Annotated in this window: 26 protein-coding genes; 11 read left to right on the top strand and 15 right to left on the bottom strand. The window is 69.8% G+C overall.

From position 1 onward, the window contains the following. The 3 genes from C503_RS0129510 to C503_RS0129500 all read right to left on the bottom strand — a co-directional run. Positions 1-4107, bottom strand: a 4107-nt coding sequence (locus C503_RS0129510) for a type I polyketide synthase (protein WP_018685830.1), incomplete at its 3' end; no start/stop codon positions are given. Positions 4108-4153: 46 nt separating this feature from the next. Beyond that, positions 4154-4735, bottom strand: a complete 582-nt coding sequence (locus C503_RS0129505; RefSeq protein WP_018685829.1) for an SGNH/GDSL hydrolase family protein — start codon at positions 4733-4735, stop codon at positions 4154-4156. Next, positions 4735-5931, bottom strand: coding sequence for an NAD(P)/FAD-dependent oxidoreductase (locus C503_RS0129500; RefSeq protein ID WP_018685828.1), 1197 nt, complete (start codon positions 5929-5931; stop codon positions 4735-4737). The genes C503_RS0129505 and C503_RS0129500 overlap by 1 nt, the downstream gene beginning before the upstream one ends. 195 nt (positions 5932-6126) lie before the next feature. On the opposite strand from C503_RS0129500, the gene C503_RS0129495 reads away from it, so the two are divergent. Beyond that, positions 6127-6657: a PaaI family thioesterase gene (locus tag C503_RS0129495; RefSeq protein ID WP_018685827.1), complete on the top strand. Its 531-nt coding sequence runs from the start codon at positions 6127-6129 to the stop codon at positions 6655-6657. A gap of 62 nt (positions 6658-6719) precedes the next feature. Here the strand turns inward: C503_RS0129495 and C503_RS0129490 are convergent, their stop codons facing one another. Genes C503_RS0129490 through C503_RS41310 form a run of 3 tightly spaced genes read right to left on the bottom strand, consistent with a single transcriptional unit; the run spans position 6720 to position 10339 of the window. Beyond that, positions 6720-8375: an AMP-dependent synthetase/ligase gene (locus C503_RS0129490; RefSeq protein WP_018685826.1), complete on the bottom strand. Its 1656-nt coding sequence runs from the start codon at positions 8373-8375 to the stop codon at positions 6720-6722. Then, positions 8372-9400, bottom strand: coding sequence for a LysR family transcriptional regulator (locus tag C503_RS0129485; protein WP_018685825.1), 1029 nt, complete (start codon positions 9398-9400; stop codon positions 8372-8374). Before C503_RS0129485 ends, C503_RS0129490 begins: the two co-directional genes overlap by 4 nt. Before the next feature lie 18 nt (positions 9401-9418). Beyond that, positions 9419-10339: a LysR family transcriptional regulator gene (locus C503_RS41310; RefSeq protein ID WP_018685824.1), complete on the bottom strand. Its 921-nt coding sequence runs from the start codon at positions 10337-10339 to the stop codon at positions 9419-9421. A gap of 235 nt (positions 10340-10574) precedes the next feature. On the opposite strand from C503_RS41310, the gene C503_RS0129470 reads away from it, so the two are divergent. After that, positions 10575-11015, top strand: coding sequence for a PaaI family thioesterase (locus C503_RS0129470; RefSeq protein WP_018685823.1), 441 nt, complete (start codon positions 10575-10577; stop codon positions 11013-11015). Between the two features lie 555 nt (positions 11016-11570). Here C503_RS0129470 and C503_RS0129460 read toward each other — a convergent pair. From C503_RS0129460 to C503_RS0129430, 7 genes are read right to left on the bottom strand one after another with little or no spacing between them, the layout of a single operon-like run. Next, positions 11571-12404, bottom strand: coding sequence for an acyl-ACP desaturase (locus C503_RS0129460; RefSeq protein ID WP_018685821.1), 834 nt, complete (start codon positions 12402-12404; stop codon positions 11571-11573). Then, positions 12401-13231, bottom strand: coding sequence for an SAM-dependent methyltransferase (locus C503_RS0129455; RefSeq protein WP_018685820.1), 831 nt, complete (start codon positions 13229-13231; stop codon positions 12401-12403). Before C503_RS0129455 ends, C503_RS0129460 begins: the two co-directional genes overlap by 4 nt. Next, positions 13228-13512, bottom strand: a complete 285-nt coding sequence (locus C503_RS0129450) for an acyl carrier protein (protein WP_018685819.1) — start codon at positions 13510-13512, stop codon at positions 13228-13230. Before C503_RS0129450 ends, C503_RS0129455 begins: the two co-directional genes overlap by 4 nt. Then, positions 13509-14018, bottom strand: coding sequence for a PaaI family thioesterase (locus C503_RS0129445; RefSeq protein ID WP_018685818.1), 510 nt, complete (start codon positions 14016-14018; stop codon positions 13509-13511). The genes C503_RS0129450 and C503_RS0129445 overlap by 4 nt, the downstream gene beginning before the upstream one ends. Then, positions 14015-14809 carry a ferritin-like domain-containing protein gene (locus C503_RS0129440; RefSeq protein WP_018685817.1) on the bottom strand — a complete coding sequence of 265 codons (795 nt, stop codon included), beginning with the start codon at positions 14807-14809 and terminating at the stop codon, positions 14015-14017. The genes C503_RS0129445 and C503_RS0129440 overlap by 4 nt, the downstream gene beginning before the upstream one ends. 35 nt (positions 14810-14844) lie before the next feature. Then, positions 14845-16467, bottom strand: a complete 1623-nt coding sequence (locus C503_RS0129435) for an AMP-binding protein (protein WP_018685816.1) — start codon at positions 16465-16467, stop codon at positions 14845-14847. Positions 16468-16478: 11 nt separating this feature from the next. Further along, complete coding sequence (locus tag C503_RS0129430) at positions 16479-17102, bottom strand: cytochrome P450 (protein ID WP_018685815.1); 624 nt, start codon at positions 17100-17102, stop codon at positions 16479-16481. 371 nt (positions 17103-17473) lie between these two features. On the opposite strand from C503_RS0129430, the gene C503_RS0129425 reads away from it, so the two are divergent. From C503_RS0129425 to C503_RS0129390, 9 genes are all read left to right on the top strand, one after another. Further along, a complete protein-coding gene (locus C503_RS0129425; protein ID WP_018685814.1) occupies positions 17474-18718 on the top strand; it encodes a cytochrome P450 in 1245 nt (414 codons plus the stop codon). After that, positions 18715-19911 (top strand): cytochrome P450, encoded by a 1197-nt coding sequence (locus C503_RS0129420; RefSeq protein WP_018685813.1) that lies wholly within the window; start codon positions 18715-18717, stop codon positions 19909-19911. Before C503_RS0129425 ends, C503_RS0129420 begins: the two co-directional genes overlap by 4 nt. A 103-nt stretch (positions 19912-20014) precedes the next feature. Next, the gene (locus tag C503_RS46330) at positions 20015-20152 is read left to right on the top strand and encodes a hypothetical protein (RefSeq protein ID WP_156893599.1); all 138 of its coding nucleotides are present in this window, start codon (positions 20015-20017) and stop codon (positions 20150-20152) included. 9 nt (positions 20153-20161) lie between these two features. After that, complete coding sequence (locus C503_RS0129415) at positions 20162-21175, top strand: hypothetical protein (protein ID WP_018685812.1); 1014 nt, start codon at positions 20162-20164, stop codon at positions 21173-21175. Then, positions 21175-21414 carry a hypothetical protein gene (locus C503_RS0129410; protein WP_018685811.1) on the top strand — a complete coding sequence of 80 codons (240 nt, stop codon included), beginning with the start codon at positions 21175-21177 and terminating at the stop codon, positions 21412-21414. The genes C503_RS0129415 and C503_RS0129410 overlap by 1 nt, the downstream gene beginning before the upstream one ends. Before the next feature lie 60 nt (positions 21415-21474). Continuing rightward, entirely contained in the window at positions 21475-21762 is a 288-nt protein-coding gene (locus tag C503_RS46325; RefSeq protein WP_156893598.1) for a hypothetical protein, read from the top strand. After that, positions 21759-22511, top strand: coding sequence for a DddA-like double-stranded DNA deaminase toxin (locus C503_RS0129400; protein WP_018685809.1), 753 nt, complete (start codon positions 21759-21761; stop codon positions 22509-22511). The genes C503_RS46325 and C503_RS0129400 overlap by 4 nt, the downstream gene beginning before the upstream one ends. Then, positions 22508-22924, top strand: a complete 417-nt coding sequence (locus tag C503_RS0129395) for an Imm1 family immunity protein (protein ID WP_084477365.1) — start codon at positions 22508-22510, stop codon at positions 22922-22924. The genes C503_RS0129400 and C503_RS0129395 overlap by 4 nt, the downstream gene beginning before the upstream one ends. A gap of 118 nt (positions 22925-23042) precedes the next feature. Next, positions 23043-23927 carry a LysR family transcriptional regulator gene (locus C503_RS0129390; RefSeq protein WP_018685807.1) on the top strand — a complete coding sequence of 295 codons (885 nt, stop codon included), beginning with the start codon at positions 23043-23045 and terminating at the stop codon, positions 23925-23927. 2 nt (positions 23928-23929) lie between these two features. Here C503_RS0129390 and C503_RS0129385 read toward each other — a convergent pair whose 3' ends face one another. Both C503_RS0129385 and C503_RS0129380 read right to left on the bottom strand, forming a co-directional pair. Beyond that, entirely contained in the window at positions 23930-24781 is an 852-nt protein-coding gene (locus tag C503_RS0129385) for a carbohydrate ABC transporter permease (RefSeq protein WP_018685806.1), read from the bottom strand. Further along, on the bottom strand, positions 24771-25697 hold the full coding sequence (locus C503_RS0129380) for a carbohydrate ABC transporter permease (protein ID WP_018685805.1): 927 nt from the start codon (positions 25695-25697) through the stop codon (positions 24771-24773). The genes C503_RS0129385 and C503_RS0129380 overlap by 11 nt, the downstream gene beginning before the upstream one ends. Positions 25698-25711: the final 14 nt, after the last annotated feature.

Raw genomic sequence — 25711 nt, 5'->3', positions numbered from 1 at the left:
CTCGACCAGGACGGCCTGGATCGCCCGGCCATCGGACTGAGGCAGGGCGGGGGCGCCCATGTAGGCGACCACGTCAGCCAGCGTGCGCAACTCGGCAACCTGCTCGGGACCGACGGCCGGGAGTGCGGGGAAACGCTCGCCGAGAGTGCCGAGAATCTGCACACGCTTGATCGAGTCGACGCCGAGATCGGCTTCCAGGTCCATGGTCGGGTCGATCATCGACGTCGGGTAGCCGGTCTTGTCGGCCACGATCTCCACGAGAGCGGCCTGGATGGCGTCACTGGACTCGGGCCGAGCGGTCTGGATCGCCTGGTCCTCAGACCGAGGTTGCGGGGCAGCGGGAGTGCCCATGTAGGCGACCACATCGGCCAGCGTGCGCAACTCGGCAACCTGCTCCGGACCGACGGCCGGGAGTGCGGGGAAACGCTCACCCAGAGTGCCGAGGATCTGGACACGCTTGATGGAATCGACGCCCAGGTCAGCTTCCAGATCCATGGTGGGGTCGACCATCTCGGGCGGGTAGCCGGTCTTGTCGGCGACGATGCGCAGGAGGGCCGACTCGATCTCGGCCGGGGTGCTGCCCGCCTTGGTCTGGCCGTTGCCCACCGGGGAAGGCTTGGCCAGGTCGGGGGCGGTCGGCGCCTGCGAGACCGGTGGGGTCACCGGGGTTGCCGGACCAGCAGCCGGGGCAACGGCGGCCGGAGCCGGAACAGTCGCCTGGTCAGGCGTGGCAGGCGCGGGGGTGGTCAGGGCCGGTGTGGTCGGCGCTGCCGGGGTAGCCGAGATTGCCGGGGTCGCGAGGAGCGCCGGGGCGGGAGCCAGGCGGGTCGGGGAGAACTCCAGTTCGGTGAGGGCGGCAAGGATCTCGTTGACGCGGACGTGCGCCTCGCCGATCGCGATGCTCTGGTCGGTGACAGCTTCCACCGCGGCGTGCAGGCCCGCGCCGCCATCGGGGGCGGAGCGCAGGGCCGAGACGAGGCCGTCGGCGACGCGGAGTTGGCCCTCGACGTAGCGGGTGTGCAGGTCGAGGTGGCGGGCGGCGATCTCGCCGAAGCCCGCGACCAGGGGCTGTTCGACAGGCACCGACGTGGGCTCGCTTTCCACCGGGATGACTTCCGGCACGGGTTCACGCAACTCGACCTGAACAGGGGCGTGCGCCACTTCCGACGCACGATCACCGCTTGCCGCCGTCACGGACAGGCTGCCTGCTTCGGCCTGCTCGGGGGTGCGCGAGTGCGGCTCGGGGTGGGCGGGTGTGTGGGGTTCGGGCTCGCCGGTTGCCTGGTGGCGGGGGCGGGTGGATTCCACCTGGTAGTCGCCGTTCAGGGCGGTGGCGTAGGCGGCGTGACGGGTGTCCGGGACGTGGTCGCGGCCGTTGAGGGTGATCGTCATGCCCGTCGGGACGGGGCGGTGCGGCGCGGGGGCGTCGTGGCGGTTGATGTCGGTGATGGGGGCGCCGAGGACGGCCAGTTGGATCGCGGCGCGTTTGAGGGCGAGGTCGCTGTCGACCTTGGGGCCCAGGTCGATGGCGATGGTCTCGATGTCGGGCAGGGTGCGGATGGCGAGCTGGGTCAGCACGCGGCGGGGGCCGAACTCCACCAGGACCGTGCAGCCGTCGGCGTGCATGGACTGGAGGGCGGTGACGAACTCGACCGGGTTGCGCAGCTGTTCGGCCAGGACGGTGCGGTTCGCGTCCACGTCTTCGCCGTACGCGGCGTCGCGGGTGTTGGCGTAGACGGGGCCGATGGGAGCCGCGATGTCCACAGTGGACAGTGAGGCACGGAAGGCGTCCACCGCGTGGCCCACGTGGGAGGTGTGGAAGGCGGCGGCGACCGGGAGAACCTTGGCGGTGAGGCCGCGGGCATTGCAAGCCGCGACCACATCCGCGACGGCGATGGTGGCGCCGCCGACGACCACCTGGTCGGGGGCGTTGTGGTTGCACACCGTGACGTCCGGGTGCGCGGTCAGGATCTCCTCGACCGTCGCGCGGTCGGCGTCCACCGCGACCATGGCGCCCGCGTCGAAGTCCGCGGCAGGCGGGGACATGGCCAGGCCGCGGGCGCGGGCCAGCTCGAAGAAGTCACTGTCCGAAAGCGACCCGGCAGCCCACAGCGCGGTCAGCTCGCCGAAGCTGTGGCCGAGGAACCCGGCACACTCCAGACCCAGCTCACGCAGGAAGCGGAAATGGCCGACCGACAGGGCGCCGATGGCGGGCTGGGCGTACTCGGTGCGGCGCAACGCGAGCTCGCGGTCGGTGTCGGTGGTGCCGTCGAACGTGGCCGCCGGGTAGACGACCTCCGACAGCAGCGGCGACGAGCCGTCGAACACGGCGTTGGCCTCGTCGAAAGCCGTGCCAAGCAACGGGTTGTTCAGCACCGCCGACAACCCCATGTTCACGTACTGGCTGCCCTGTCCCGCGAACAGCGCGCCCACCCGCACCGACGGCAGCGCGCGCCGACGGTAGAAGATGCCCGACGGGTGCGACCACTGCTCCGCGTCCGAGCCTGCCAGCTCCGCGATGGCCTGCTCCCGCAGCTCCTCCCCCACGAAACCGATCCGCGCGTGGTCGGCCGGGATCGCACCGAGCGAGGGCTCCGCGCCGGAGCGCAGCAGGTCCAGCAGGGCGTCACGGTCGGGCGCGTGCCACAGGAACGCGTGGGCCGTGCGGTGCAGGGTTCGGGTCACCGCACGGTCCGCGCTGGCCTCTTCCAGCACGACGTGGAAGTTGGTGCCACCGAAGCCCATCGCCGAGGCCGCGGCGCGGCGGACCGGGCGGCGCGGGTCGGTGATCCACGGCCGGGTGCCGGTGTTGAGGTAGAAGGCGGCCGCGTCGAAGTCGATCGTCGTGTTGGGACGCTCCACATTGATCGTCGGCGGCAGCGTCTTGTGGTAGAGGCCCATCGCGAGCTTGATCAGGCTGGCCGCGCCCGCCGCGCCCTTGGTGTGGCCGATCTGCGATTTGACGCTGCCGATGGCGGCGAACCGCTTCTCCTCGGTGGTCGAGGACAGCAGCTCGTTGAGCGCGGTCAGCTCGGTCTTGTCGCCGACCCGGGTGCCGGTCGCGTGCGCCTCGAACAGTCCGATGGACGCGGGCGAGCAGTCCGCGTCCGCGTAGGCCCGGCGCAGGGCCACGACCTGGCCCTCGGCGCGCGGGGCGTAGATGCTCTTGAACCGGCCGTCGCTGGACGCACCGACGCCGCGGATCACCGCGTACACGCGGTCGCCGTCGCGCTCGGCGTCGGCGAGGCGCTTGAGCGCCAGCATGCCGATGCCCTCGCCGACCAGCGTGCCATCGGCCGAGTCGTCGAACGGGCGGATGCGGCCGGACTTCGACAGCGCCTGCGTCTTGGCGAAGCACATGTATCCGAACACCGAGTTCTCGGTGTCCGCGCCACCGGTGATCATCATGTCCGCGCGGCCGGAGAGCAGCTCGCCGATCGCGATGTGCACCGCGGACAGCGAGGACGCGCAGGCCGCGTCGACCGTGCAGTTCATCCCACCCAGGTCGAGCCGGTTGGCCACCCGGCCCGCGATCACGTTGCCGAGCAGGCCGGGGAACGAGTTCTCCTCCCACGGCGGGAACGCCTCCACATACCGGGCGGCGATCTCCTCCGCGTCCTGTTCGGACAGTCCACAAGAGCGGACCACCTCGCGCAGCACCGGCGTGCTCAACCGCGCCGCCAACGGGTGCGACAGCGTGGTCGGCCCGGCGACGCCCAGCACCACGCCGGTGCGCGCCGGGTCGTACCAGGTCGAGTCGACCGCGCCCGCGTCCCGCAGCAGGTCCCGCGCGACACCCAGGCTGAGCATCTGCACGACCGTGGTGACCTCCATCTGGTTGGGGGGCAGGCCCCACTCCAGCGGGCTGAACGCCACGTCCGGCACGAAACCGCCGCGGGTGCAGTAGGTCTTGTCCGGGGCGCCCGGGTCCGGGTCGTAGTAGTCCTCGACCCGCCAGCGCGAGGCGGGCACGTCCTGGGTGCAGTCGGCGGCGTCCACGATGTTCTGCCAGAAGTCGCGGTGGTCGTGGGCCATCGGGAACAGGCCCGCGACACCGACGATGGCGATCGGGGTGTCGGCCGTGCGGTGCTGCTGGTGGGAAGTCACTTGCGTCCCTTCTTGGACCACCTGGCACGGTGGTCGGGCACGGGTCTCAGCTCAGGAGGGCGGCGAAACCCGCCGCGATGGCCCGGTGTCCGGCCGGGCTCGGGTGCATGCCGTCCGGACCCCACATGGCCGGGTCCCTGGTCAGCGGGGTGTCGATCATGTCGTAGCAGCGCACGCCCAGCTCGGCGGTGAGCCGGTCCATGAACGCGTTGGCGGCGGCGAACCGCACGCGCAGGGCCCGCCGGTTCTCCTCGGTCAGGCCGGGCAGCTTGCCGGGGATGTCCGGCCAGCTGATGGTGAACACCCGCGCACCGCGCAGGCTCAGGCCGCCCAGGATGTGCCGGAGGCCGGTCTGGAACGCCTGCTCGTCGAAGGAGCCGCGGACCAGGTCGTTGCCGCCGACCGTGACCCCGTAGAGCGGCGCGTCCACGCTGATCGCGCGGGCCAGCTGGTGGTCGAGCACGTCCTGGGTGGTGGCGTTGTAGGCGCCCAGGTTGAGCACCTCGTGCGGGGCGATGCCGAGCGACTCGGCCAGCTGCGGGACCCAGCCGCGGAAGGTGCCGTCCGGCAGCGGGTCGCCGCGGCCCTCGGCGAAGCTGTCGCCGACGGTGGTCAGCCGGACCGGCATCAGACCGACCCGAGCATCTTGGCGACGTTGTCCGGGTGGAAGAAGTCCTCGCCGCGCATGGCGCCCGCGATGACGTTGTAGAAGTCCTTGGCGTAGGTCTCGTTCACCGCCAGCACCTGGAAGATCGCCGCCAGGTGCGCGGGCAGGCGCAGCTCGCCGATGGTGGCGGCGAACTCGAACGCCGAGCCGGTGCGCTCGTCGCGGACCGCGGCGTACTCGGCGACCGCCTCGTCCAGCGGCCGCTGCCCGGCCAGGCCCTGCTCGACGTGGTCGGCGAGCAGCTCGGCGTGCACCAGGGCGTCGCTGATGCCCTGGCCGGTGATCGGGTCCTTGTGGTAACCGGCGTCGCCGAGCAGCGCCCAGCCGGGGCCATGCGAGCGGCGGTAGTAGTTGTCCGGGTAGCGGATGCCGGTGAACCGCTCCTGGCGCTCACCGGAGTCGGCGACCTGCTCCGCGATGTCCGGCACGACGTCCTTGACCACCTGCAGGAAGTTGGCCTCGACATCGGTGCGGAACTCGGCCCAGCGGTCCAGCGGCTTCATGATCGCCATCAGGGTGCGGCCGCCGTTGGTCGGCCACACGCCGACCTGCTGGTCGACGCCGATGCGGCTGTGGAAGTGGGTGTCCAGGCCGGTCCAGTACGAGTAGTAGACGAACGAGGCGGCGGGGATGGTCTTGTAGATCTCCGCGCCGACCGCCTTGGCCACGAAGGACTGGCTGCCGTCGGCGCCGATGACGATCCGGGCGCGCTCCTCGGTCGGCGCCTCCGCGCCCCGGCCGCCGCGGATGCCCACGACCCGGCCGTCCTCGGTGACCAGCTCGCGCACCGTGTAGCCCTCGCGGACCTCCACGCCCGCGGCCTTGGCGGCGTCGAGCAGGATCGGGTCGAGCACGGTGCGGCGCGGGGCGTAGGTGGCGGCCACGCCGTCCAGCGGGTCGGCGAAGCCGTCGATGCGGTTGTCCAGGTAGGACACCGTCATCCGGGTGATCGCCGGGACACCGGTGGCGACCAGCGCGTCGAGCAGGCCCCAGCGCTGGAGCGCGGCCAGGCCGTACTGCTGCAGGTAGTGCGTGGACACGGTGTCGGTCGGCTGGGTGACCTTGTCGACCAGCAGCACCCGGTAGCCGCGCCGGGCCAGCAGCATGGCCACCGGCGAGCCCGCGCAGCGCGCGCCGACCACGATTGCGTCATACATCGGTTGACTCCCCGAGCTCGCGCTTTCCCCATTCCCCTAAATTTCTACTTAAGCGCTCCACACTCGGTCAACGGTCATCGCGCATCACTATCAGCCCATTTACCGGGCCTATCGAGTCCAGCCGACCGGTCTTATTCCCGTGTTGTCGAGCGCCGGTTAACCCGGTGTCCAGAATTCGGTGGCCTACTCTTCCACATGCCTCCCAAGAGCAAATTCTCCGAGGAAGTCGGCCGGGCGCAGGCGGCGCTGGCCGCGGCGGTGGGGTCGGGCGCGCCCGACTACGAGCGGATCCGACAGCTGGTCGACTCGGTGGTGCCGTTCGTCAACCACGTGGGTGTGCGGATCACCGCGCTGGGGCCGACCGAGGCCGTCGCCGAGGTCCCCGACCAGCCGAACATGCGCAACCACCTGGGCACGGTGCACGCAGGCGCGATGTTCCTGGCGGCCGAGGTGGCCTGCGCGGCGGCGTTCTCCGGGGCGGTCGCGCCGCGGATCGCGGCCGTGCAGAGCTTCGTGCTGCGGGAGAGCAAGGTGAGTTTCCTGCGGCCCGCGACCGGGCTGGTGCGAGCCACCGGGACCGTCGAATCCGCAGTCGTCGAGCGCATTGTCGGCACCCGTACAGCGGACCGGCACGAAATGACCGGAAAGGCTCTTCTGCACGACACAGCGGGCACACTGGTCGGCAAAGTCGATTTCGACTACGTGTGCTGGATGAACGCGGGCTGAACCCGCACGGGAAAGCCACCCGGTCGCGTCGGGGCGACCGGGTGGCTTTTTCGTCCGCTACCTCAGCCCGCGTAGAGGAATGTGATCTCGTCGGCGAAATCGGTCTCGACGACCGCCCGGCGCAGCCGCAGCGACGGGGTGAGATGGCCACGCGCGAGGGTGAAGTCGCCCGCGATGACGTAGAAGCGGCGGATCGACTCGGCGCGCGAGACCAGCTCGTTGGCCGCGTCCACCGCCGCCTGCACCCCGGCGGTCACGTCGCCGGGCCACTCGTCGGCCGCCGCGGTGTCGATGCTGATCAGCGCGGTCACGTACGGGCGGCCCTCGCCGACGATCATGCAGTTGGCGACCAGCGGGTGCAGCCGCAGGCGGTCCTCCAGCGGCGCGGGGGCGACGTTCTTGCCGCCGCTGGTGACGATGATCTCCTTGCGACGCCCGGTGATCCGCAGGTAGCCGTCGTCGTCCAGGGTGCCGAGGTCGCCGGTGTGCACCCACTCGGGAGCGCCATCGGGGGCCGGCCAGTAGCCGGGCGAGACGTGCGGGCCCTGAACCAGGATCTCGCCGTCGGGCGCGATCATGACGGTCGTGTCCGGGATCGGGCGGCCGACCGTGCCGAGGCGGTTGGTCGCGGGGGCGCTCATGGTGACCGTGGACGTGGTCTCGGTGAGGCCGTAGGCGCCGAGCACGGTGAGGCCGACGCCGGTGAAGAAGTCCAGAGTGGACTCGTCCAGCGAGGCACCGCCGCAGATCATATGCCGCAACCGGCCGCCGAGCAGTGCGCGCAGCCCGTCCACGGCGGGACCGGTCGGCTGCTCGCTCGCGATGCCGGTGCGGACGGCGCGGCCGTGGTCGACCAGGGTCTGCTCGGCGTCGCCGATCCGGGCACGCACAGCCTTGCGGATCTTCTCCAGCACGTAGGGCACGCCGTAGAGGAAGTTCGGCTGGAACACCGGCAGCTGCCCGACCAGCTCCCCCGCGTCGCCGACGAGGCCGGTGCGGACGCCCGCCGACAGGCAGCCGAACATCACGACCCGGCCGTAGACGTGGGCCAGCGGCAGGAACAGCAGGGTGGACGCGTTCTCGGCCTGGAACAGCTCCGGCTGCGTCGCCACCACGTTGACGGCGGCGTGCAGGATGTTGCGGTGGGTGAGCAGGCAGCCCTTGGGAGTGCCGGTCGTGCCGCTGGTGTAGACGATCGTGGCGATGTCGTCGGCGCGTACGGCCGCGCGGCGCGTCTCGATGTCCGCTGTGCCGGGGAGTTCCGCACCCAGTGTCCACACAAGACTCGGTGCCTCGATGAGGCCGTCGACCATCGGGCGGGAGCGGTCGACCACGAACATCGCGGCCGGGGTGGCGTCCCGCAGCACGTGCCGGACCTGTTCGGCCGACGCGGTCGGGTAGATCGGCACGGTCACCGCGCCGACGAGCAGCACCGCGAGATCGGCGGCCGCCCAGTCGACGCTCGTGGGACCGAGGATCGCCACCCGGTCACCGGGGCCGACACCGGCCGCGACAAGGCCACCGGCGAGCGCGCGCACCCGGTCGGCGAGTTCGCCGTAGGTGACGTCCTGCCAGTCGAGACCGGCGCGGCTGCTGAACGCCGTCCGCGTCGGATCGACGGTGGCGTAGTGGAAGAGGGCATCGGTCAGGGTGTCGTCGGCGGCGATCGGGACCAGGGGCGGCGTCTGGGCCACCGCGTGGTTCTCGTGCACGGTCACTCCGATCTGCGTGCGGGCCGGGCCTCGACCAGCGGACGGCCCGATCGTGGTCCAGGCACCGCGGGCCGGGCAACGCCCAACGGGCGAACGGTCGATAGGTCCGCGTAATCAGCCCTGCCCCGCCCGCTTGCCGCGGAACTGTGATCCGCACCGCGCCCCAGGCACTGGAGAAACGACCGCACCGGCAGGGAGTCATCGTCCCGGCGCCAGGCGGCGTGGATCACCAGGCTGGGCACCGGGTCCACGATCGGCACGGTCACCAGCCCGGCGGGCCCGGTCTGGTGCCAGCGCGGCGCGGAGGCGAACCCGACGACCTGCCTGGCATGCACGGTGACCGCGGTGGCCAGCGGGTCGTCGATCTCGGCGACCACGTCCAGTTCGGTGCCGGTGCGCCCGGCGATGGCGCGCAGCTCGTCGTACATCGCCGGGCACTGCTCGCGTCCGAACAGGACGCACGGCTGCCCGGCCAGCTCGCGGAACCCGATCTTGTCCCGGCGCGCCCACCGGTGCGTGTCGGTGACCAGCGCGACCAGGTCCACCCGGCACACCGGCACCGCGGCCAGCCCGGCCGCGGTCGGCGCGCCGAACACCAGCGCCACGTCCAGCTCGCCGTCGGCCAGCGCGCGCAGCTGCGGGCCGCTGCGCTTCTCGCCGAGGTGCACGCGCAGGTCCGGGTGCTCGGCGTGCAGGCGGGTCAGCGCGGGCGGCAGGACCAGGCGGCCCGCGGCGAAGTTGAAGCCGACGCGCAGGCTGCCCGCGCGCCCGTCGGCCACCGCGCGGGCCACCGCCACCGCGTGGTCGGCCAGCTCCAGCACCTGCCGCGCCTCGTCCAGGAACACCTCGCCCGCGGGCGTCAGGCTGACCTGGTGCGACGAGCGGGCCACCAGCTGCGCGCCGACCTCGCGTTCGAGCCGCTTGAGCTGGAGGCTGACCGAGGACTGGGCCAGGTGCAGCCTGCGCGCCGCCCGGCCGAAGTTGTGCTCCTCGGCGATGGCCAGGAACGACACCAGTTGTTGGAACTGCACGAGCGGGCCTCCGGGGGTTTACTCGCTCCTATCAGGACAGTTCGACAACGTTGTCGGGTCGTGCGTGACGCAGCTGAGGAACGCGCGCACCGCCCGGGAGGTCTCGCCCGCGCGCCACACCGCGTGCAGGTCGACGGTCGGGACGGGATCGGTGAGCGCGACCGGCACCGCGCCCAGTCCACCAGCTCGGGCGTGCTCGCCGCGCTGTGCGGAGACAAACCCCACAAGGGGTTGCGTGGCGACGATGATGGCCGTGCCGCTGGGATCGTCCACGTGCCGGTCGACGGCGAGCCGGGTGCCGGTGCGCTCGGCGGCGGCGCGGATGGCGTCGTACATGGCCGGGCTTTGCTTGCGATCGAACAGGATGCAGTGCTGGTCGGCCAGTTCGGCGAAGCGCACCCGCGCGCGGGCCGCCCACGGGTGCCGGGCACCGACCAGCGCGACGATCGGGACGCTGAGCAGGCAGCGGTGCGCGAGGTCGGTGGTCACCGCGCCACCGTGCGCGAACGCGACATCGAGGTCGCCGGAGGACAGCGCGGACAGCTGCGGGCCTGAACGGGACTCGCGCAGTTCCACTGTGACGTCCGGGAACCGTTGGTGCATACGGACCAGCGCGGCGGGCAGCACGTCCTGCCAACTGGCGAATGTGTATCCCACGCGGACGGTGCCGAACCGACCGGCGGCGGCGGCGCGCGCGGCCTCGGCGGCCCGTTCGAGCTGGCGGACGATGCCGTCGGCGTGCGCGCGCAGCACCTCGCCCGCCGGGGTCAGCCGGACCTCGTGCGAGCTGCGCGCCACCAGCACCACGCCGAGACTGCGCTCCAGGCGTTGCAGCTGTTGGCTGAGCGAGGGTTGGGTCAGGTGCACCTTGGCCGCCGCGCGGCCGAAGTGCCGCTCCTCCGCGATCGCGAGGAAGGACACCAGGTGCCTGAACTCCATCGTCCGCTCCCTCCCAGACCACAGTGAACCAGGATCGGTAACGCCCGTGCGGTGTTCGGCGAACGCTCGGTGAACCCCGCCCGCCGATTCGACGGCGGCGGCCGCGCGCCCGCCCGCGACGATCCGGATCGCTGATCACGCGATCGCGACCCGGCATCCGACACCCCGCGTTCATCCGGGGGCCACCGGCCGCTGCTCGACTCGGGCCACCTCCCGAGTCGGAAAGGCGTCCCCGATGAGCACCTCCGCGCGCATCCAGGAACTGGAGACCGTCCTGGCCCACGGCATCGAGACCGGGCAGGGCGTCGGCGTCTCGCTCGGCGTCACGCTGGAGTCGCTGGCCGAGGGGCGGGCGGTGTACTACCTGGACCCGAACCCGGCGACGATCAACGCGATGTTCGTGGTGCACGGCGGCGTGATCACCACCCTGGTGGACACCGCGATGGGCAGCGCCGTGTTCACGAAGCTCGGCGACGGGGCGCTCTACACGACGCTGGAGCTGAAGGTCAACTTCATCCGGACGGTCCGAATGGACGGCTCCCGGCTCACCTGTACGGCCACCACCATCCACGTTGGCCGAACGACCGCGACGGCTGAGGCCCGGGTGGTGGAGGCCGCCGGGAAGCTGGTCGCCCACGGGTCCTGCACGTGCCTGCTCATTCAGCCGCAGGGCTAACCCACACGGCCGCACAGCGTTACGCGCTCCGTATCGGACGGGTGGGAGCGCTACCACACGCGAAGTTCTGTCAGGTTTTAACAAACCCCAGGTGGGTCCCGATACGCCTGATCAGGCGAAGATCGTGTTTCGTGAATTCACTCGTTCGAGTGACACTCGATCGTGGCCAAAGGCTCGCGAACCGGACGGTCCAAACCGTACACATGACGGTGTCGGGGTTGTCCGGCCCCGACGGAATCCAGAATCCGAGGGAGTTCGTCATGGACGCGATTCTCAATCTGGTGACCGGCCTGATCGGTACCGTCGTCAACCTGGTCACGAGCCTGCTGGGCGGTCTCGGCGGCGGTCTCGGCTGATGAACCGGTTCGGTACCGCCGCGGGGTCGAGCGGTTACGGTCGGCGGTACCGGACCATCCGACAGGAATTGCCGAAGAATTCACCTAGGGAGCACCGTGGATCGGTCCGGTGGATCCGCGTCCTGGGTGGATATCCTTTCCGGTGATCCATCGCGCGCGGCCCCACCCCAGGTCAACCGAGGTGGGACCGCGCCGGTGGTCAGCCGGGCAGGGACGTGCAGGAGGCGATGAAACGGGTCAGCTCGGTCTGCCGGTCCGATTTCGTGTCCACCGCCCGGTCGATCACCTTGATCAAATGCTCGTACGCCTCGGTGTGGTCGTAGCGGGCCACGTCGGCGATCTTCAAAGCCCAGCGCCAGTACCCGCGCATCGTATCCGCGAGCGGCATCCGGAACCCGGCGATCACCTCGCGGATCGGTTCCACCATCGAATCCCCGTAGGCCCGGAGATAGCGACTCGTCACATCCGCCATGAAGGTGAAATGTCGCGCCTCGTCACGGGACAACCGCGTCAAGACCGTTTTCAGCGCGGGCTCGTCGACCACGTCACGCAGGTGCTGGTAGTACATCTGCGTGGCCTTCTCCTGGACCAACGCGTACGCGAAGAACTGGACCGGGTGGTCCAGCGGCAACGCGAATTCCTTACGTCCTTCTTCCGCCAATTCCGCCCACAGCGCCTCGCGCTCGGCGATGCCCGAGGCAACCTGGTAGCGGGTCAGCGCGCGGGCATGGGTGTCCTCTTCGGCGGCCCAGCGGATGGTGAAGTGGTAGAGCTCCCGGTTGTGCACGAACACCGCCGGGTCGACCTCGCCGTCCACCGGGAAGTGCTTGTGGTAAATGTCGAAGTAGCCCGGCAGGTGATCCTCGATCAGCGTGATGAACCGGACCGCCGAGACCTGCCCCTCGGTCAGCCGGTTCGCGTCCACCGCGGTCCAGTCGACCAGGGTCTCCACGTCCCAGGACCGGGCCACCGGGGACGCGGCCATGAAGCTGTCGACGGCGTCGGCCACCTCGGTGGCAGGCAGCAGGCTCATCGCGCGTTCCGGCAGACGAGGGCGTAGTGCTTGGTCGTGTAGCCCCACCCGGCGTTGGCGACCTCCAGGTAGTGGGTCAGCTTCGCGGCCAGGCCGGGCTCGTAGGACGCCAGCCGGTCGGCGGCGGTGCCGACGTTGTCGATCCACGCCTCGATGGTGCGTCGGTAGTGGTCGGTCAGGTCGTCCACGGCGATGATCGAGAACCCGGCCCGCTCGGCACCGGCGACCAGTTCGGACAGCGGGCGCATGTCCCCCCAGCCGAAGATGTCGTTGCGCACGAAGTCCGTACCGGTGCGGGAGTCGAACGCCGTGTGCGCGGCCGCGTTGCGGAAGCAGCTCTCCGACACGTACAGCCGCCCGCCCTTGCGCAGCACCGAACGGGCCTTGGCGAACACCGCGTCCAGATCGGGCATGTGCACGATGGAACCCAGCAGCGAGACCGCGTCGAACGAGCGCGCGGGCAGGTCCATCTGCTCGAAATGTCCGACTCGCGTGCGCACCAGCTCGGCGACGCCCATCTCCTCGGCGCGCCGGGCGATGTACTCGTGCTGGCGCGGCGCCGGGCTCACGCCGAGCACCTCGCAACGGAACTCGCGCGCCATGAACAGGATCAGCGAGCCCCAGCCGCAGCCGACGTCCAGCAGCCGCTCGCCGCCGGTGATGCCCAGGTGGTCCGCGACGAAGCGCAGCTTGTTCTCCTGCGCCTCGGCGAGCGGCTGGTCCGGGGTGGCGTAGAGGGCCGAGCTGTACTTGCGCAGCGGGTCAAGGAACTGGCCGAAGACCTCGGGGTCGAGGTCGTAGTGCTGGTTCGTGTCCGCGACCGTCACTTGGCACCAAGCCCCTTCATCGGAACAGCCTTCTCCGACAGTGCTTTCTCCACAACAGTGGCCACATCGGACACGGACGACACGCCGAAGACGTCCTCGTCCTCCAGCTCGATGTCGTACTCGCGCTCGATCTTGGCGATCATCCGCAGCACCTTGACCGAGTCGACGCCCTCGACCCCGCGCAGGTCGGTGTCGGCGGCCAGCTCGGCGGCCGGGATGCCGATCTCGGCGGCGGCGATGGCGGTGACGGTGGTGGTGATGTCGTTCAGCGAGGTGGTCATGGCGTGGGGCTCCTGTCGATGGAATGGCGGGCGATGGCGCTGTCGAGGAGGGCTACCTCGTCGTCGCCGAGGGTGAGTTGGTGGCGGACGTCGTCGAGGGCGAAGGGCTGGTAGACGGCGGTGACCGTGGCGCAGACGGTGCCGTCGGCGTCCAGGATGTCGGCGGAGCCGTGGAACAGCTCGTCCCCGTCCCGCAGCGAGGCGACGCAGCGGTACTCGCGGCCGACCAGCAACGGGGTCACGAACCGGGTCCGCATGGACACGGTGAACGCGGGCCTGCGTCGCGCCAGGACGATCAGGTTGCCGATGGTCTCGTCGCAGATCACGCCGACGAGACCGCCGTGCACCACGCCCGGGTAGGACTCGAACCCGCGGTCCAGGGTGAACCGCGCGCACAGGCCGTCGGGGTGGGTGTCGAAGGTCAGGCGCAGGCCCCGGTCGTTGTGCGGCGAGCAGCCGAAGCACCGGTAGTCCGGCAGCACCGACCACGGCACCCGCACGCTCACGCGGCCAGCACCTCGGCCAGCGCCCGGCGCACCTTGGCGTTGCTGCTCAGGTCCAGCCCGGTCATGCTGCCGAAGGTGCGCCGGATCTTGTCCTGCAGCACGTCCAGCTCGCCGTCGGCGGCCACCTTCTCCAGGAACAGCTCGAACCCGGTGTCGATGGTCTCGTGGTCCTCGACGCCCTCGCCGATACCGGACTTGAAGGTGCTCACCGGGTGCTTGATCTTCGCCTCGGAGCTGTAGACGTAGAGGGTCTCCAGCACCGAGGGCAGCTCCTCGGGGCGCTTGGCCAGCCGCTCGGTGGTGTAGTGGATGAACTCGCGGGCGTGCCCGGCCTCGTCCCGGCTCGCGGTCAGCAACAGTCCCTTGAGGACCGGTTCGTCGACCCAGGCGGAGACCGCGCGGTAGACGTGGTTCACGGTCAGCTCGGAGATGATGTTGGTGGCCAGCGTGGCCGACGGCGTGGTGCCCGGCGCGTAGGGCTCGCGCATGGCGTCCACCGCGCGGTCGTCCACCGACTCGCCGACGCCCGCCAGCCAGGACCGGAACGCGTAGTGGTGCTGGACCTCCTGGTAGCCCCAGACCACGGCGAAGGTGGAGAAGTCGTAGTCGTCGACGAACTCGTTGAGGAACCCGTGCACGGCGGCGATCACATTGGACTCGCCCATGGTCGCGCTCTTGGCCAGGGTGATGTACTCCGGCTTGACCAGGTCCCGGTCGATGGAGTCCACGTCGAGGTCGGCGAGCTTCCAGTGCAGGCGCTCGTAGTGGCGGAAGACGTCGTAGCTGTGCACGGGTGGCTCCTCAATCAGAAGTGCTGGCTTGCGGTTCAGGAATGTCGCTGGACGAGGTCGCGGGCGGCGAGGCGCTGGAACTTGCCGGAGCTGGTGCGCGGCAACGAGCGCGGGGCTACAAGGTGGACGGTGACGGCGGCCAGGCCCAGCTCGTTGGCGACGGCCTTGCGCAGTGCGGCGGCGAGCGCTTCGGCGTCCGCGCCCTTGCGGTTGGACTCGACGATGAGCCACATGGTCTCGGTTCCGTCCGGTGCGGACACTGCCACACATCGTCCCTTGTAGACGCCGGGGAGGTCTCGCGCGGCGGCCTCGACGTCCTGCGGGTAGAAGTTGGCGCCGCGCACGGTGATCATCTCTTTGCGCCTGCCGGTGACGAACAGTTCACCGTCGCGCCGATAGCCGAGATCCCCTGTGGGCAACCAGCCGCCGGTATGGGTCTGGACAGCAGTAGCGGCGAGGTAGCCCGCCGTCACCGGGTCACCCTGGATGTGGATCTCGCCGACCTGACCGTCCGGGAGCTCGCCGCCCGCCTCGGGGTCGACGATCCGCAGCCGCAGGCCCCGCACCGGACGGCCCACCCCGGCCACCGCGCGGGACCCGGGTGCGTCGGCTTCCACCTGGACGGCACGGCCGCCGTCGGCGAGCTTGTCCCGGTCGACGTGCTCGAACACCGGCTCACGCCCCAGCGGCGGGAACGTGACGGCCAGCGTGGCCTCGGCCATGCCGTAGACGCCGAACATGCTCTCCGGCCGGAACCCGCCCGGGGTGAAGCGGTCCAGGAACGCACGCACGGCGGGCTCTGCGATGGGCTCGGCGCCGTTGAACGCGATCCGCCAGTGCGCCATGTCCAGCTCGGCGGCCTCCGCGTCGGTGAAGGCGGCGGCGAGCTGGTCGTAGCCGAAGCTCGGCATGGCGGTGATGGTGACGCCGCTGTCCAGGAACTCGTGCAGCCAGCGGGCCGGGTCTTTGATGAACGACAGCGGCGACCACACGTACGCCGGGATGCCGATCATGACGGCGGAGAGCGTGCCGAACAGGCCCATGTCGTGAAACAGCGGCAGCCAGAAGCCGCCGCCGTCGGTCTGACCGAGCGCGATGCCTTCGCGGATGGCGAGCAGACCGGCGACGATGTTGGCGTGGGTGAGGCGCACGCCCTTGGGCAGGGCCGTGCTGCCGGAGGTGAACTGGACGATCGCCAGGTCGTCGGGGGTGACGGTGGGCAACGGGGCGTCGCCGTGGATCTCGTCGGTGTTGATGAGTTCGAGGTGCGGGACGGTCTCCTTGAGACCGTCGGCCAGCGCCGCGAATCGGTGGGACACCAGGACACGCCGCATCCCGGCGGCCTCGGAGATCGCGGCCAGCCGGGCCGGGTAGGCGCCGGCGTGGCGCATGCCCAGAGGCAGCGGGAGTGGGGTGGCGGCACCGCCTGACGCGCTGACGGCGAACAACGAGCGCAGGAACTCGGGGGCGTTCGGGCACAGGATGCCGACCGGTTCGCCCCGTTCCACACCCTTCGCCACGAGGCCGGACGCCATGGCCTGGGCGGAGCCGTGCAGCTCGGCGTAGGTGACCGACTCGCGTTCCGACGGGAAGGTGGCGCGGACGTCCGGGTGCTCGGCGGCGACCCCGGCGAGGATCGTGTGCAGTGTGTCGCTCACGGTGACTCCCTTCAGCGGAACCGGACGGGCAGCGTCTCGGGGCCGCGCATGGACACGCTCGACCGGTAGCGCGGGGCCAGGTCGAGCACCTCGAAGTCCGGCGCGCGACGCAGCAGCCGTTCGAACAGGACAGTGCTTTCCAGACGGGCGAGCGGGGCGCCGAGGCAGAAGTGCGGGCCGTGGCTGAACGCGAGGTGCTTGCGGGTGCCGCCAGCCGGGTCGAACCGCCGCACGTCCAGCCGGTCCGGGTCGGTGAACACGGATTCGTCCCGGTTGCCCGAGTTGATCAGGACGACCACGCCGTCGCCGGGTGCGAAATCCTCCCCCGCGACCGTCATCGGCTTGGTCGCCGAGCGGGTCGTCAGCTGGACCGGGGGCTCGTAGCGGAGCATCTCGTGCGCGGCGTCCGCGGCGGACACACTGGGGTGCAGCTGCGCGGCCTCGTCGGCGTGGCTCCACGCGGGGATCTGCAGCACGCCCGCACAGTCCTGGTACTGGTAGCGGGTTAGCAGACGCAGGCCCAGCGGGGTGCGGTGCACCGGGCCCAGCGCGCGCAGCTCGGCGGCCGGGGCGTACGGGTCGGCCCGGCTGTCCGGGTGGAACAGCCGGGTGAGCGCCTCGCTCGCGGAATTCACGCCAGGAAGCGAATCAGCGATTCGTGGCGTCGGCATGAATTGCCCGTGAATGCGCGCCGTCGGTCGTCCTGGGCTCCCGCACGATAAGTGCTGCCGATAGCGTCATCGCGGCGGCCGATCACGAATGCCCGATCGCGCGATCGGCCGCGGGCATGGGGGTTGACCAGGCCACGATCGCACCACATGATCGCGCCAAGGCCCCGCGACCGTCCGAAGTGTTCACCGAGAGTTGACGCAGGCCCCGCTGCCGCCGACCGCCGATCGCGCGGGCCAATGACGCGATCGTTGTGCGGAATGCCCGCTTGACCCGGCCGGATATCGGTGGCGAGCATTTCCCAGGACCGGCAGGAACGAACCGAACCGGAGTTGCCGTGCACGAAGACCAGCCCACCGCGCTCACCCCGGTGCAGACGGCCGTCCTCGAATCCGTCGCCCCGCACACCCGGCACGACCCGTACCGCGCGTACGAGGTGCTGCGCGCGGCGGGGCCGTTCGTGCTCGGCCCGCTGGGCACCCAGCTGGTCCCCGGCTACCGCGAGGCCGACGAGATCATGCAGAACCCGGCGTGGAGCCACGCCGAGGAATCCGAGCTGCTGCACCCGAACAGCGATGTCGAGCTGCCCGGGTCGTTCCTGTGGATGGAGCCGCCGGACCACACCCGGCTGCGCGGCCTGGTGTCCAAGGCGTTCACCATGCGCACGGTCGAGGGCCTGCGGGCGCGCACCGAGCAGGTCGTGGCGGACCTGATGGACAAGGTGCTGGCCGAGCAGGAGGTCGACCTGCTGGAGTCGCTGGCCTACCCGCTGCCGCTGACCATGGTGTGCGAGCTGCTTGGCGTGCCCGTCGACGCGCACGAGCACGTCCGCCACATGTCCGCGGGCATCGCCCGCGGCCTGGACCCGGACGCGTTGCTGTCACCGGAGGAACTGGCCGCGCGCACGACCGCGGTGCACGACTTCACCTCGTTCTTCGGCGACCTGCTGGCCGAGCGCCGAAAGAACCCGCAGGACGACCTGATCAGCCGGTTGGTGCGCGCCGAGGCCGAGGGCGCGCGGATGTCGCCGACGGAGCTGCTGGGCACGCTGCTGATCCTGGTCGTCGCCGGACACGAGACGACGGTGAACCTGATCGGCAACGGCGTGCTGGCACTGATCCGGAACCCGGACCAGTTCGCGCTGCTGAAGTCCGACCCGGACCTGGCCGCCCCGGCCGCCGACGAGATCCTGCGCTACGACGCGCCGGTCCACCTGACCACCCGCACGGCCCGCGCCGAGATCACCGTGTCCGGCCGCACGTTCCAGCCGGGCGACGCGGTGATCGTCCTGTTCGGCTCCGCCAACCGCGACCCGCAGGCGTTCCCCGACCCCGACCGCCTGGACCTGACCCGCTACGCGGCGGGCAAGAAGACCAACCGCCACCTGTCGTTCGGGCTTGGCCTGCACTACTGCATCGGCGCCCCGCTGGCCCGGCTGGAGATGGAGATGACGCTGCGCGCCATCGCCACCCGGGTGGCCGGGTTCACACTGCATCAGGACCCGCCGCCGTACCGGCCGAACCTGGTCGTACGCGGCATGTCCGCGCTTCCCGTCCACGTCCGGCCCGAGGAGACCCGATGACCGCCTTCTGGGTGGACGACAACACCGACCCGTACCCGGGCTACGCGCGCCTGCGTGCGGAGGGCGGGCTGATCCCGCACGAGATGGACGACGTACCGGTCACCATCGCGACCCGGTATGACGAGTGCTCGGCCGTGCTCACGGGTTCCGAGTGGGGGCACGGATATTCGGCGGGTATCAGTCCTTTTCGGGACACGGTGGCCGCGATTCCCGGTTCGTTCGTGCGAATGGACCCACCGGAGCACGGGCGTCTGCGCGGGTTGGTGAACAAGGCTTTCACACCGCGAACTGTGGCGGACATGGTCCCGTTGGCACAGAACGTGGTGTCGTCTCTTATGGACGAGGCGTTGTCGGCAGGCGAGATCGACGTCCTCAATGGACTGGCGGTGCCGTTGGCGGTCGCCATGATCCCAGGGCGGTTGTTGGGCGCGCCGGTGTCGGATGGTCATCTGTTCCGGCGGTGGCAGCTCGCCATCGCGCGGGGCAGCGACCCTGACCACCTACTGAACGCGGACGCCATCGAGGCGCGAGGCGTGGCGGCACAGGAGTGCCTGACGTACTTCCACGCGCTGATCCAGGAGAAGAAGGCCCGACCGACGGACGACCTGCTCAGCGAGCTGATCGCGGTCGAGCAGGCCGGTGACCAGCTGTCCGAGCGGGAGGTGCTCGGGCTGTGCCTGCTGCTGTTGGTGGCGGGGATGGAGACGTCGATCAACCTCATCGGCAACGGCATGCTCGCCCTCCTGCGCAACCCGGACCAACTGGACCTGCTGCGCGCCCGCCCGGACCTGATGGCCTCCGCCATCGACGAGATGCTCCGCTACGACGCCCCGACCCAGTTCACCATCCGCGTCGCCCTGTCCGACACCACTGTCGGCACCCACGAGTTCAAACGCGGTGACGGGGTGGTGGTCCTGACGGCCTCTGCCAGCCGGGACGAACTCGTCTATGAGAACGCCGACTCCCTCGACATCACCCGCTACGAGGGCAACCGCCCCGCCCGCCGCCACATGGGTTTCAGCCTCGGCCTTCACTACTGCGTCGGCGCTCCCCTGGCCCGGTTGGAAGCCGAGACCGCGTTCCGCGCGTTGCTGGACCGGGCGCCGTCGTTGAGCCTGGCCACGCCGGAGGTGGAGTACCAGCCCAGCCTGATCCACCGCGGCATCCTCGCCCTGCCCGTCAAACTGGGCTGACCGGTCCGGCGCACCGGGTAGTCCGATTCTGGTATTCGCGGTGCACCATTCGGCCGTCACCGCCGGAAAGGCGCTGGCGGGAATCCGCCCGGGGTTGGTCCGAATGAGTGATGGGCAGGGCAAGAGGGACAACTCCACACGGGAATCGCGCGACGCTTGGGGGCAGGTGGTGTCGAGCCTGAGCACCCAGCTCAACCGGCTCGCCGAGCCGGAACCGGGTCCCCGCGTCCGTGAACTGTGAGGAGAACCCGTGCGAACGCATGTCAGGACCCGCGGCCGGGGAGTCGACTACACCTTCGTGGGCACCACCCCGGCGCCATGGTGGGCGGAGTTCGGCGGGCTCACGTCATTCGAGAAACCGACCCTGCTGGTCAGCTCCGACGCCACCGGCTGGCGCGTCTACGCGAGCGCGATCCCCACTGTGCGGCGGGATTCATCATCGACCCCGATCCGCCTCAGCCTGCTGCTCGCCGGAACCCACACCGATTCACTGCCCGACGGCGTCCTGCCGTTGATCCGGGGCTGGCTGGCCGATTCGACGCCGGGCGCGCCGCAACGGCTGCGCGAGTTGGTGGATGAGGAGTTCCCCGAGCCGGATGTCGAAGAGCTGATCATCAGCTCGGGGGAGCCGAACGACGCGACAGTGGACGATCGCGTCAACCGAATCCTCACCGCACTGGCCGCGAAGGACACCTCCGATCCCCCGGACCCGCCCCGACCCGGCATCTGGGTCGGCGGAATCCACGATGAATCGGCACGACGGGCCTTCGTGGACCTGTCCGCCTGCCTGCTGACCGGCCGGACCACCGGCTGGGCCGTACAGCTGACCCTGGCCGGAATCCCGGAGATCGCGGACCGCTTCGCCGACGAACCCGGCAGCACCCTCGCCCTGATCCGCGCCGACCTCCCCGAAGGACCCCGTGAACTCCGCCCAAAAGGCCCACCCTGGAGGACGCCGCCCCTCCGGGAGAAGCCTCCGGGGTCGAGTCGCGCACTGGCTCTCCTCGCACTGGCCGCAGCGGCGACCATCATCCGACACCTGACCGCCCACCCGCGGGCTCGACCCGCACCTCCCGCCTCACCCTCACCCTCGCCGAACCCGGCACCCTCACCTGGCAGGACCTCCTCGTCACCTGGCGCCCCGACCGGACGACGACCTTCGGGCACATCGGGACGGCGTACACACCCGACGGGACATCGACGGGAGAGATCAGCATCGCGCGGTTCACGACCGCTGTTCGGCTCACTTTCGATCTTCTGGTAGTGGAGGAGAAGCTGCGGACGGAGAAGACGTTCGGGTTTCCTGAGCTGGCGAAGGCGTTGACGTTGGGGATTGATCTGCATGTGGAGGGGACGGTCGGGGGGCGGGCGGTGCAGGTGCGGGTCTCGCATGCGGATCAGCAGTATCTGGCGTTTCAGTTGGGGTTGGGTGATCCGTTGGTGAGGTTGATGGGGTTGCCGATGGACGCCGTCGACCAGATCCGCAACAAACTGGCCCCGTAGGCTGCATTGAGCCCGCCATGTTGCTACCGGAAGCAGCGGACGGCTGAGAAGATCGAATCCATGTCCGCATCGACATCCGGCCACAACCCCAGTACACCGATCAGCGATCAAGCTCGCCTGCTGATCAGCTTGGCCAAACAACTCCCCCGGAACTGGCTAGCGGGAATTGCCACATCGGTAGGCGAAGTCCACCAGTCCGTACGTACAGAACTCGGCGGAGCTTCCTGCTCCACTCACCTCACCCGCCTTGCCGACGAGATTCACACAGAGCTCGACGAAGCCCGTACAGCCGTCGAGCAGCTCGCAGCCGGTATCGCCCGGCATGCCGAGCACCACCTGCGCGGATGAGCACGATCCTCGACCATGCCGCAGCCCTGCGCGCGGCGGGAGAAGCGGTTCCGGTCGACGACATGCGAACCGGAATGGCGGCCTTCGAGAACGTGGTCGTGGCTGTGCTCGACCTGTCGACCCACCCCGCGCTCGTCTCCGAGGCTCGCGAGGTGGACCGCAAGTTGACCTCGGTGCTGGTCAAGTTGATCCAGCTGCGCGAGCTGATCATCGCGGAGGCCTGCCGCCAGATCGGTCCGATGACCGGCAAGGCGACCAAGGCCCACCCGATTTCGACCGCCGCACCCCGTGGGCGGGATGGTGCGTGCTACCCCATCGAGGCCGCGTGGTGTGCGGAGCGCCTGCCTGATCGGCACGACGCTTACGGTGACCGCGACAAGACGTATGGTTACCTGCATGTCGATGGCTGGCCGGACCCGGGTTCCGATCGACACTCCGTCGTGGTCTCCGGCTACGGCAACCACTGGGCGGTGCTCGCCGAGCAAGGGCTCATCGGGGTCGGGATCCGGCGGCGCAACGCGCACTTTCTTGCCGCGCACGTCGAGGTGCAGGTGGCCGCGATGATGGTCGCGACCGGACGACAGGTCATGCGGTTGACGATCAACCATCGACCTTGCCCGGACAATGGCCCCTACCTGGGTTGTTCGTCAGCGCTTCCGCGATATCTCCCCCGTGGCTATACCTTGACCGTGTATGGAACCACTCCTGAAGGACAACCGATCACACTACGTGTGGAAGGGCAGGCATGACCAACCCTCCTCAGTCGGTCTATTCCCTGGACTCTCTCGACGGTGATCCCGCACCCGTACTCGAAGCACTGCGAAACCGAGCAGCCGATCAGGCCAGGGTGGACAGCCGCAGCGGCACTGTGTGGTGGCTCGATGACGTCAGCCCGGACCACGACAGGTGTCTCATCGTGGGAGTTCGGGGGGAGGTCGGGGTGTTGGTGTGGGATGACGAGGACACCGGCTCCTGCATCCCCGAGCACGGGCTCAACACGACCGATGTCGACTACTTCACGGTCACCGGCGACCACTACCCCCAGCAACCCGGTCGGGAAGTGCCCGTCGACCAGGTGATCGAGGCTGCCCGGGAGTTCGTCGCCACGCGGAGACGACCGAGCAACATCCGCTGGATTTCGGACACGCGGCCGCGGGGGTGACGTCCGTCCAAACCGCAACGTTCGCGGGTCAGCTCGGCGACCGGGAGTGGATGCCGGGTGTTCACCGGGTGCTACCTGGTCGGGGTTAGCCTGGCCCCGGGTAGTGGGAGGTCGGGGTATGGAGTTGCGGCATCTGGTCTCGTTCCTCGCCATTGCCGAGGAGTTGCACTTCGGGCGGGCGGCGGCGCGGTTGCATCTGGCGCAGCCGTCGCTCAGTCAGCATCTGCAGCGGTTGGAGCGGTCCGTCGGGGTCGAGCTGGTGAGTCGGAACTCGCACGAGGTGCGGTTGACGCCTGCCGGGGAGGCGTTTCGGGAGTTGGCCCGGGATGTCGTCGCGCGGGTCGACAAGGCGGCGCAGGCCGCGCGGGCGGCAGCGGCTGGGCGGGCCGGGACGATTCGGGTGGGGTACAACTTTCCGGCTGGGCAGCGGATCCTGCCGGTGACGTTGGCCGCGTTGGCCGTGAAATACCCGTTGATCGACGTGGACATGCAGGAGATGCGGACTGGCCCGCAGCTTGCCGCGCTCGACGAGGGGCGGATCGACGTCGCCATGGTCTACGGGAAGCCGACATCGGCGCGGCTGCGGCACCGGCATTTGTTACGGGTGCCGCTGGTCGCCGTGGTGGGTGTTCGGCACCGGTGGGCGGGTCGGGACAAGGTGCCGTTCGGGGAACTGGCGAACGAGTCCTGCATCCTGTTCGACCGGTCGCAGTCGGCGGCGATGTATGACGCCATCTTCTCGGCGGCGGAGCGCAGTGGGATCCGGTTGACCGTCGCCGAGGAAGTGGACGATCCCGGGGCGACGGGAATCCTCGCGTCGATCAAGCCGGTGGTCGGGTTCGCATCTGCCGCGCGTGGGATGCACTCCGGGACCGCCGGACAGACCGTGATCGTGAAACTCTACGACCCGGTGCCCACCCTCGATCTCTACGCCGTGTGGGCGGCGAATGACCACGCGCCGCTGGTGGCCGCGTTCGTCGATTGTCTTCCGCCGCCCGAGTGACGTCACTTCAGGCCGGACCGCACGAACGCGTTGACGATGTGCCGCTGGAGAACCATGTACAGCAGGAACACCGGCAGGCACGTCAACCCGGCGGTCGCCATCAGCGGGCCCCAGTCGTTGCCCTCCGTCCCCATGAAACTCCGCAGGCCGAGCTGCACCACGTCATTGCTGCGCTGCAACACCAACGCAGGCCAGAAGTACTCGTTCCACGCCGTGATCGCCAGCAGGATTCCCAACGCCGCCAGCACCGGGCGCAGGGTCGGCACGACAACCGTCCACAGAATCCCCCACGACGACCGCCCATCCATCCGCGCGGCCTCCAGCAGCTCCTTGGGGAATCCCAACAGGTGCTGGCGCAGCATCAAGACCCCCAACGCCGAGCACAGCGTCGGGACGATCACGCCCGCCAGGGTGTTGAGCAGGTCCAGCCGCGACAGCAGCACATAGTTCGGCATCATGGTGACCTGGAACGGCACCAGCCACGTACCCACGAACATCAGGTACAGCAGCTTCTGGAACCGGAACTTCCACCCCGCGAACGCGTACGCCGCGAGCAGCCCCACCAGTAACTGCCCCAACGCCGTCAGCACGGCCACGATCGTCGTGTTGATCAGCATTCGCAGGATGTCCGCCTTGGCGAACGCGTCCGCGTAGTGCTCCAGCGACAACGGCCACGGCAGCACCGACAGCGAGTACACGTCTCCCGGCGCCCGCAACGAAGTCGCGTAAAGCCAGTAGATCGGGAATACACACACGACACTGAGCACGATCAGAACCGCGTGCCCACCGACAGTGCGGAGTCGGCTGCCCTCGCCGACCGACTGTTCCACGTCCACCGCGCCCTCAGTCGTCATGATGGCTCAACCGATCCGACAGCAGCACCAGCCCGGAGGCCAGCACCACGAATCCGACGAAGAACAGGACACCCGCCGCCGCCCCGAGTCCGGCGTCGTAGCTGTGGAATCCGTAGTCCCACAACAGGTAGTAGATGTTCGTCGTGGCCCCGGCCGGACCACCCTGCGTGAGCGTGTCGATCAGTGGGAATGTCCACTGTGCCGACAGCAGCACCGTCATCAGCACCAGGAACGCCATCGTCGGCGACAACAACGGCAACGTGATCCACCGCGTCGCCTGTGCGCGCGAGGCGCCGTCGACCCCGGCCGCCGCGACGTAGTCCGGGTTGATGCCGGTCAACCCCGCCGACACGACCAGCACCGCGAAGCCGACGATGTGCCAGCCGGTGATCACGATGATGGCGATCTGCGCCGTGCCCGCCTCGTGCAGCCAGTTGACCGGCGAGCCGATCACCTTGTCCACGATGCCCGCCGACGGGTCGAGCAGCCACTGCCACACCGCCGCCCCGGCCACCGGCGCGACCAGCATCGGCGCGAACACCAGTGCCCGGTACACCGCCCCGGCGCGCCCCCGGACGCGTCGGGACAGCAGGCCGACCAGCACCGGGATGACCAGGGTGAACGGCAGCATGCCCAGGATCACCACCAGCGTCTGCCACAGTGACGCGCCCAGGTCGGGCGCGTCCAGCAGCCGCTCGTAGTTGGCGAAGCCGACCTCCCGGATGGGCGAGGTCGGCAGCAGGTTCCACGAGTGGAACGACAGCTGCACGGTCTGTGCCAACGGCCGGTAGGTCCACACCACCAGCAGGATCACCGCGGGCGTCAGGTACAGGTACGGCGGCGCGGCCCGCAGGGCGCGCCGCCACCAGACCGCGCGGGCGGGTGGCACGGCCGCCGCGGAACGCGGCCGTGCCACCCCTTCCCCAGCCG

Source organism: Actinokineospora enzanensis DSM 44649 (assembly GCF_000374445.1).
GTDB lineage: Bacteria > Actinomycetota > Actinomycetes > Mycobacteriales > Pseudonocardiaceae > Actinokineospora > Actinokineospora enzanensis.
Note: the sequence above shows the minus strand (reverse complement) of the source record. Positions and strands in the feature narration are given on the sequence as shown.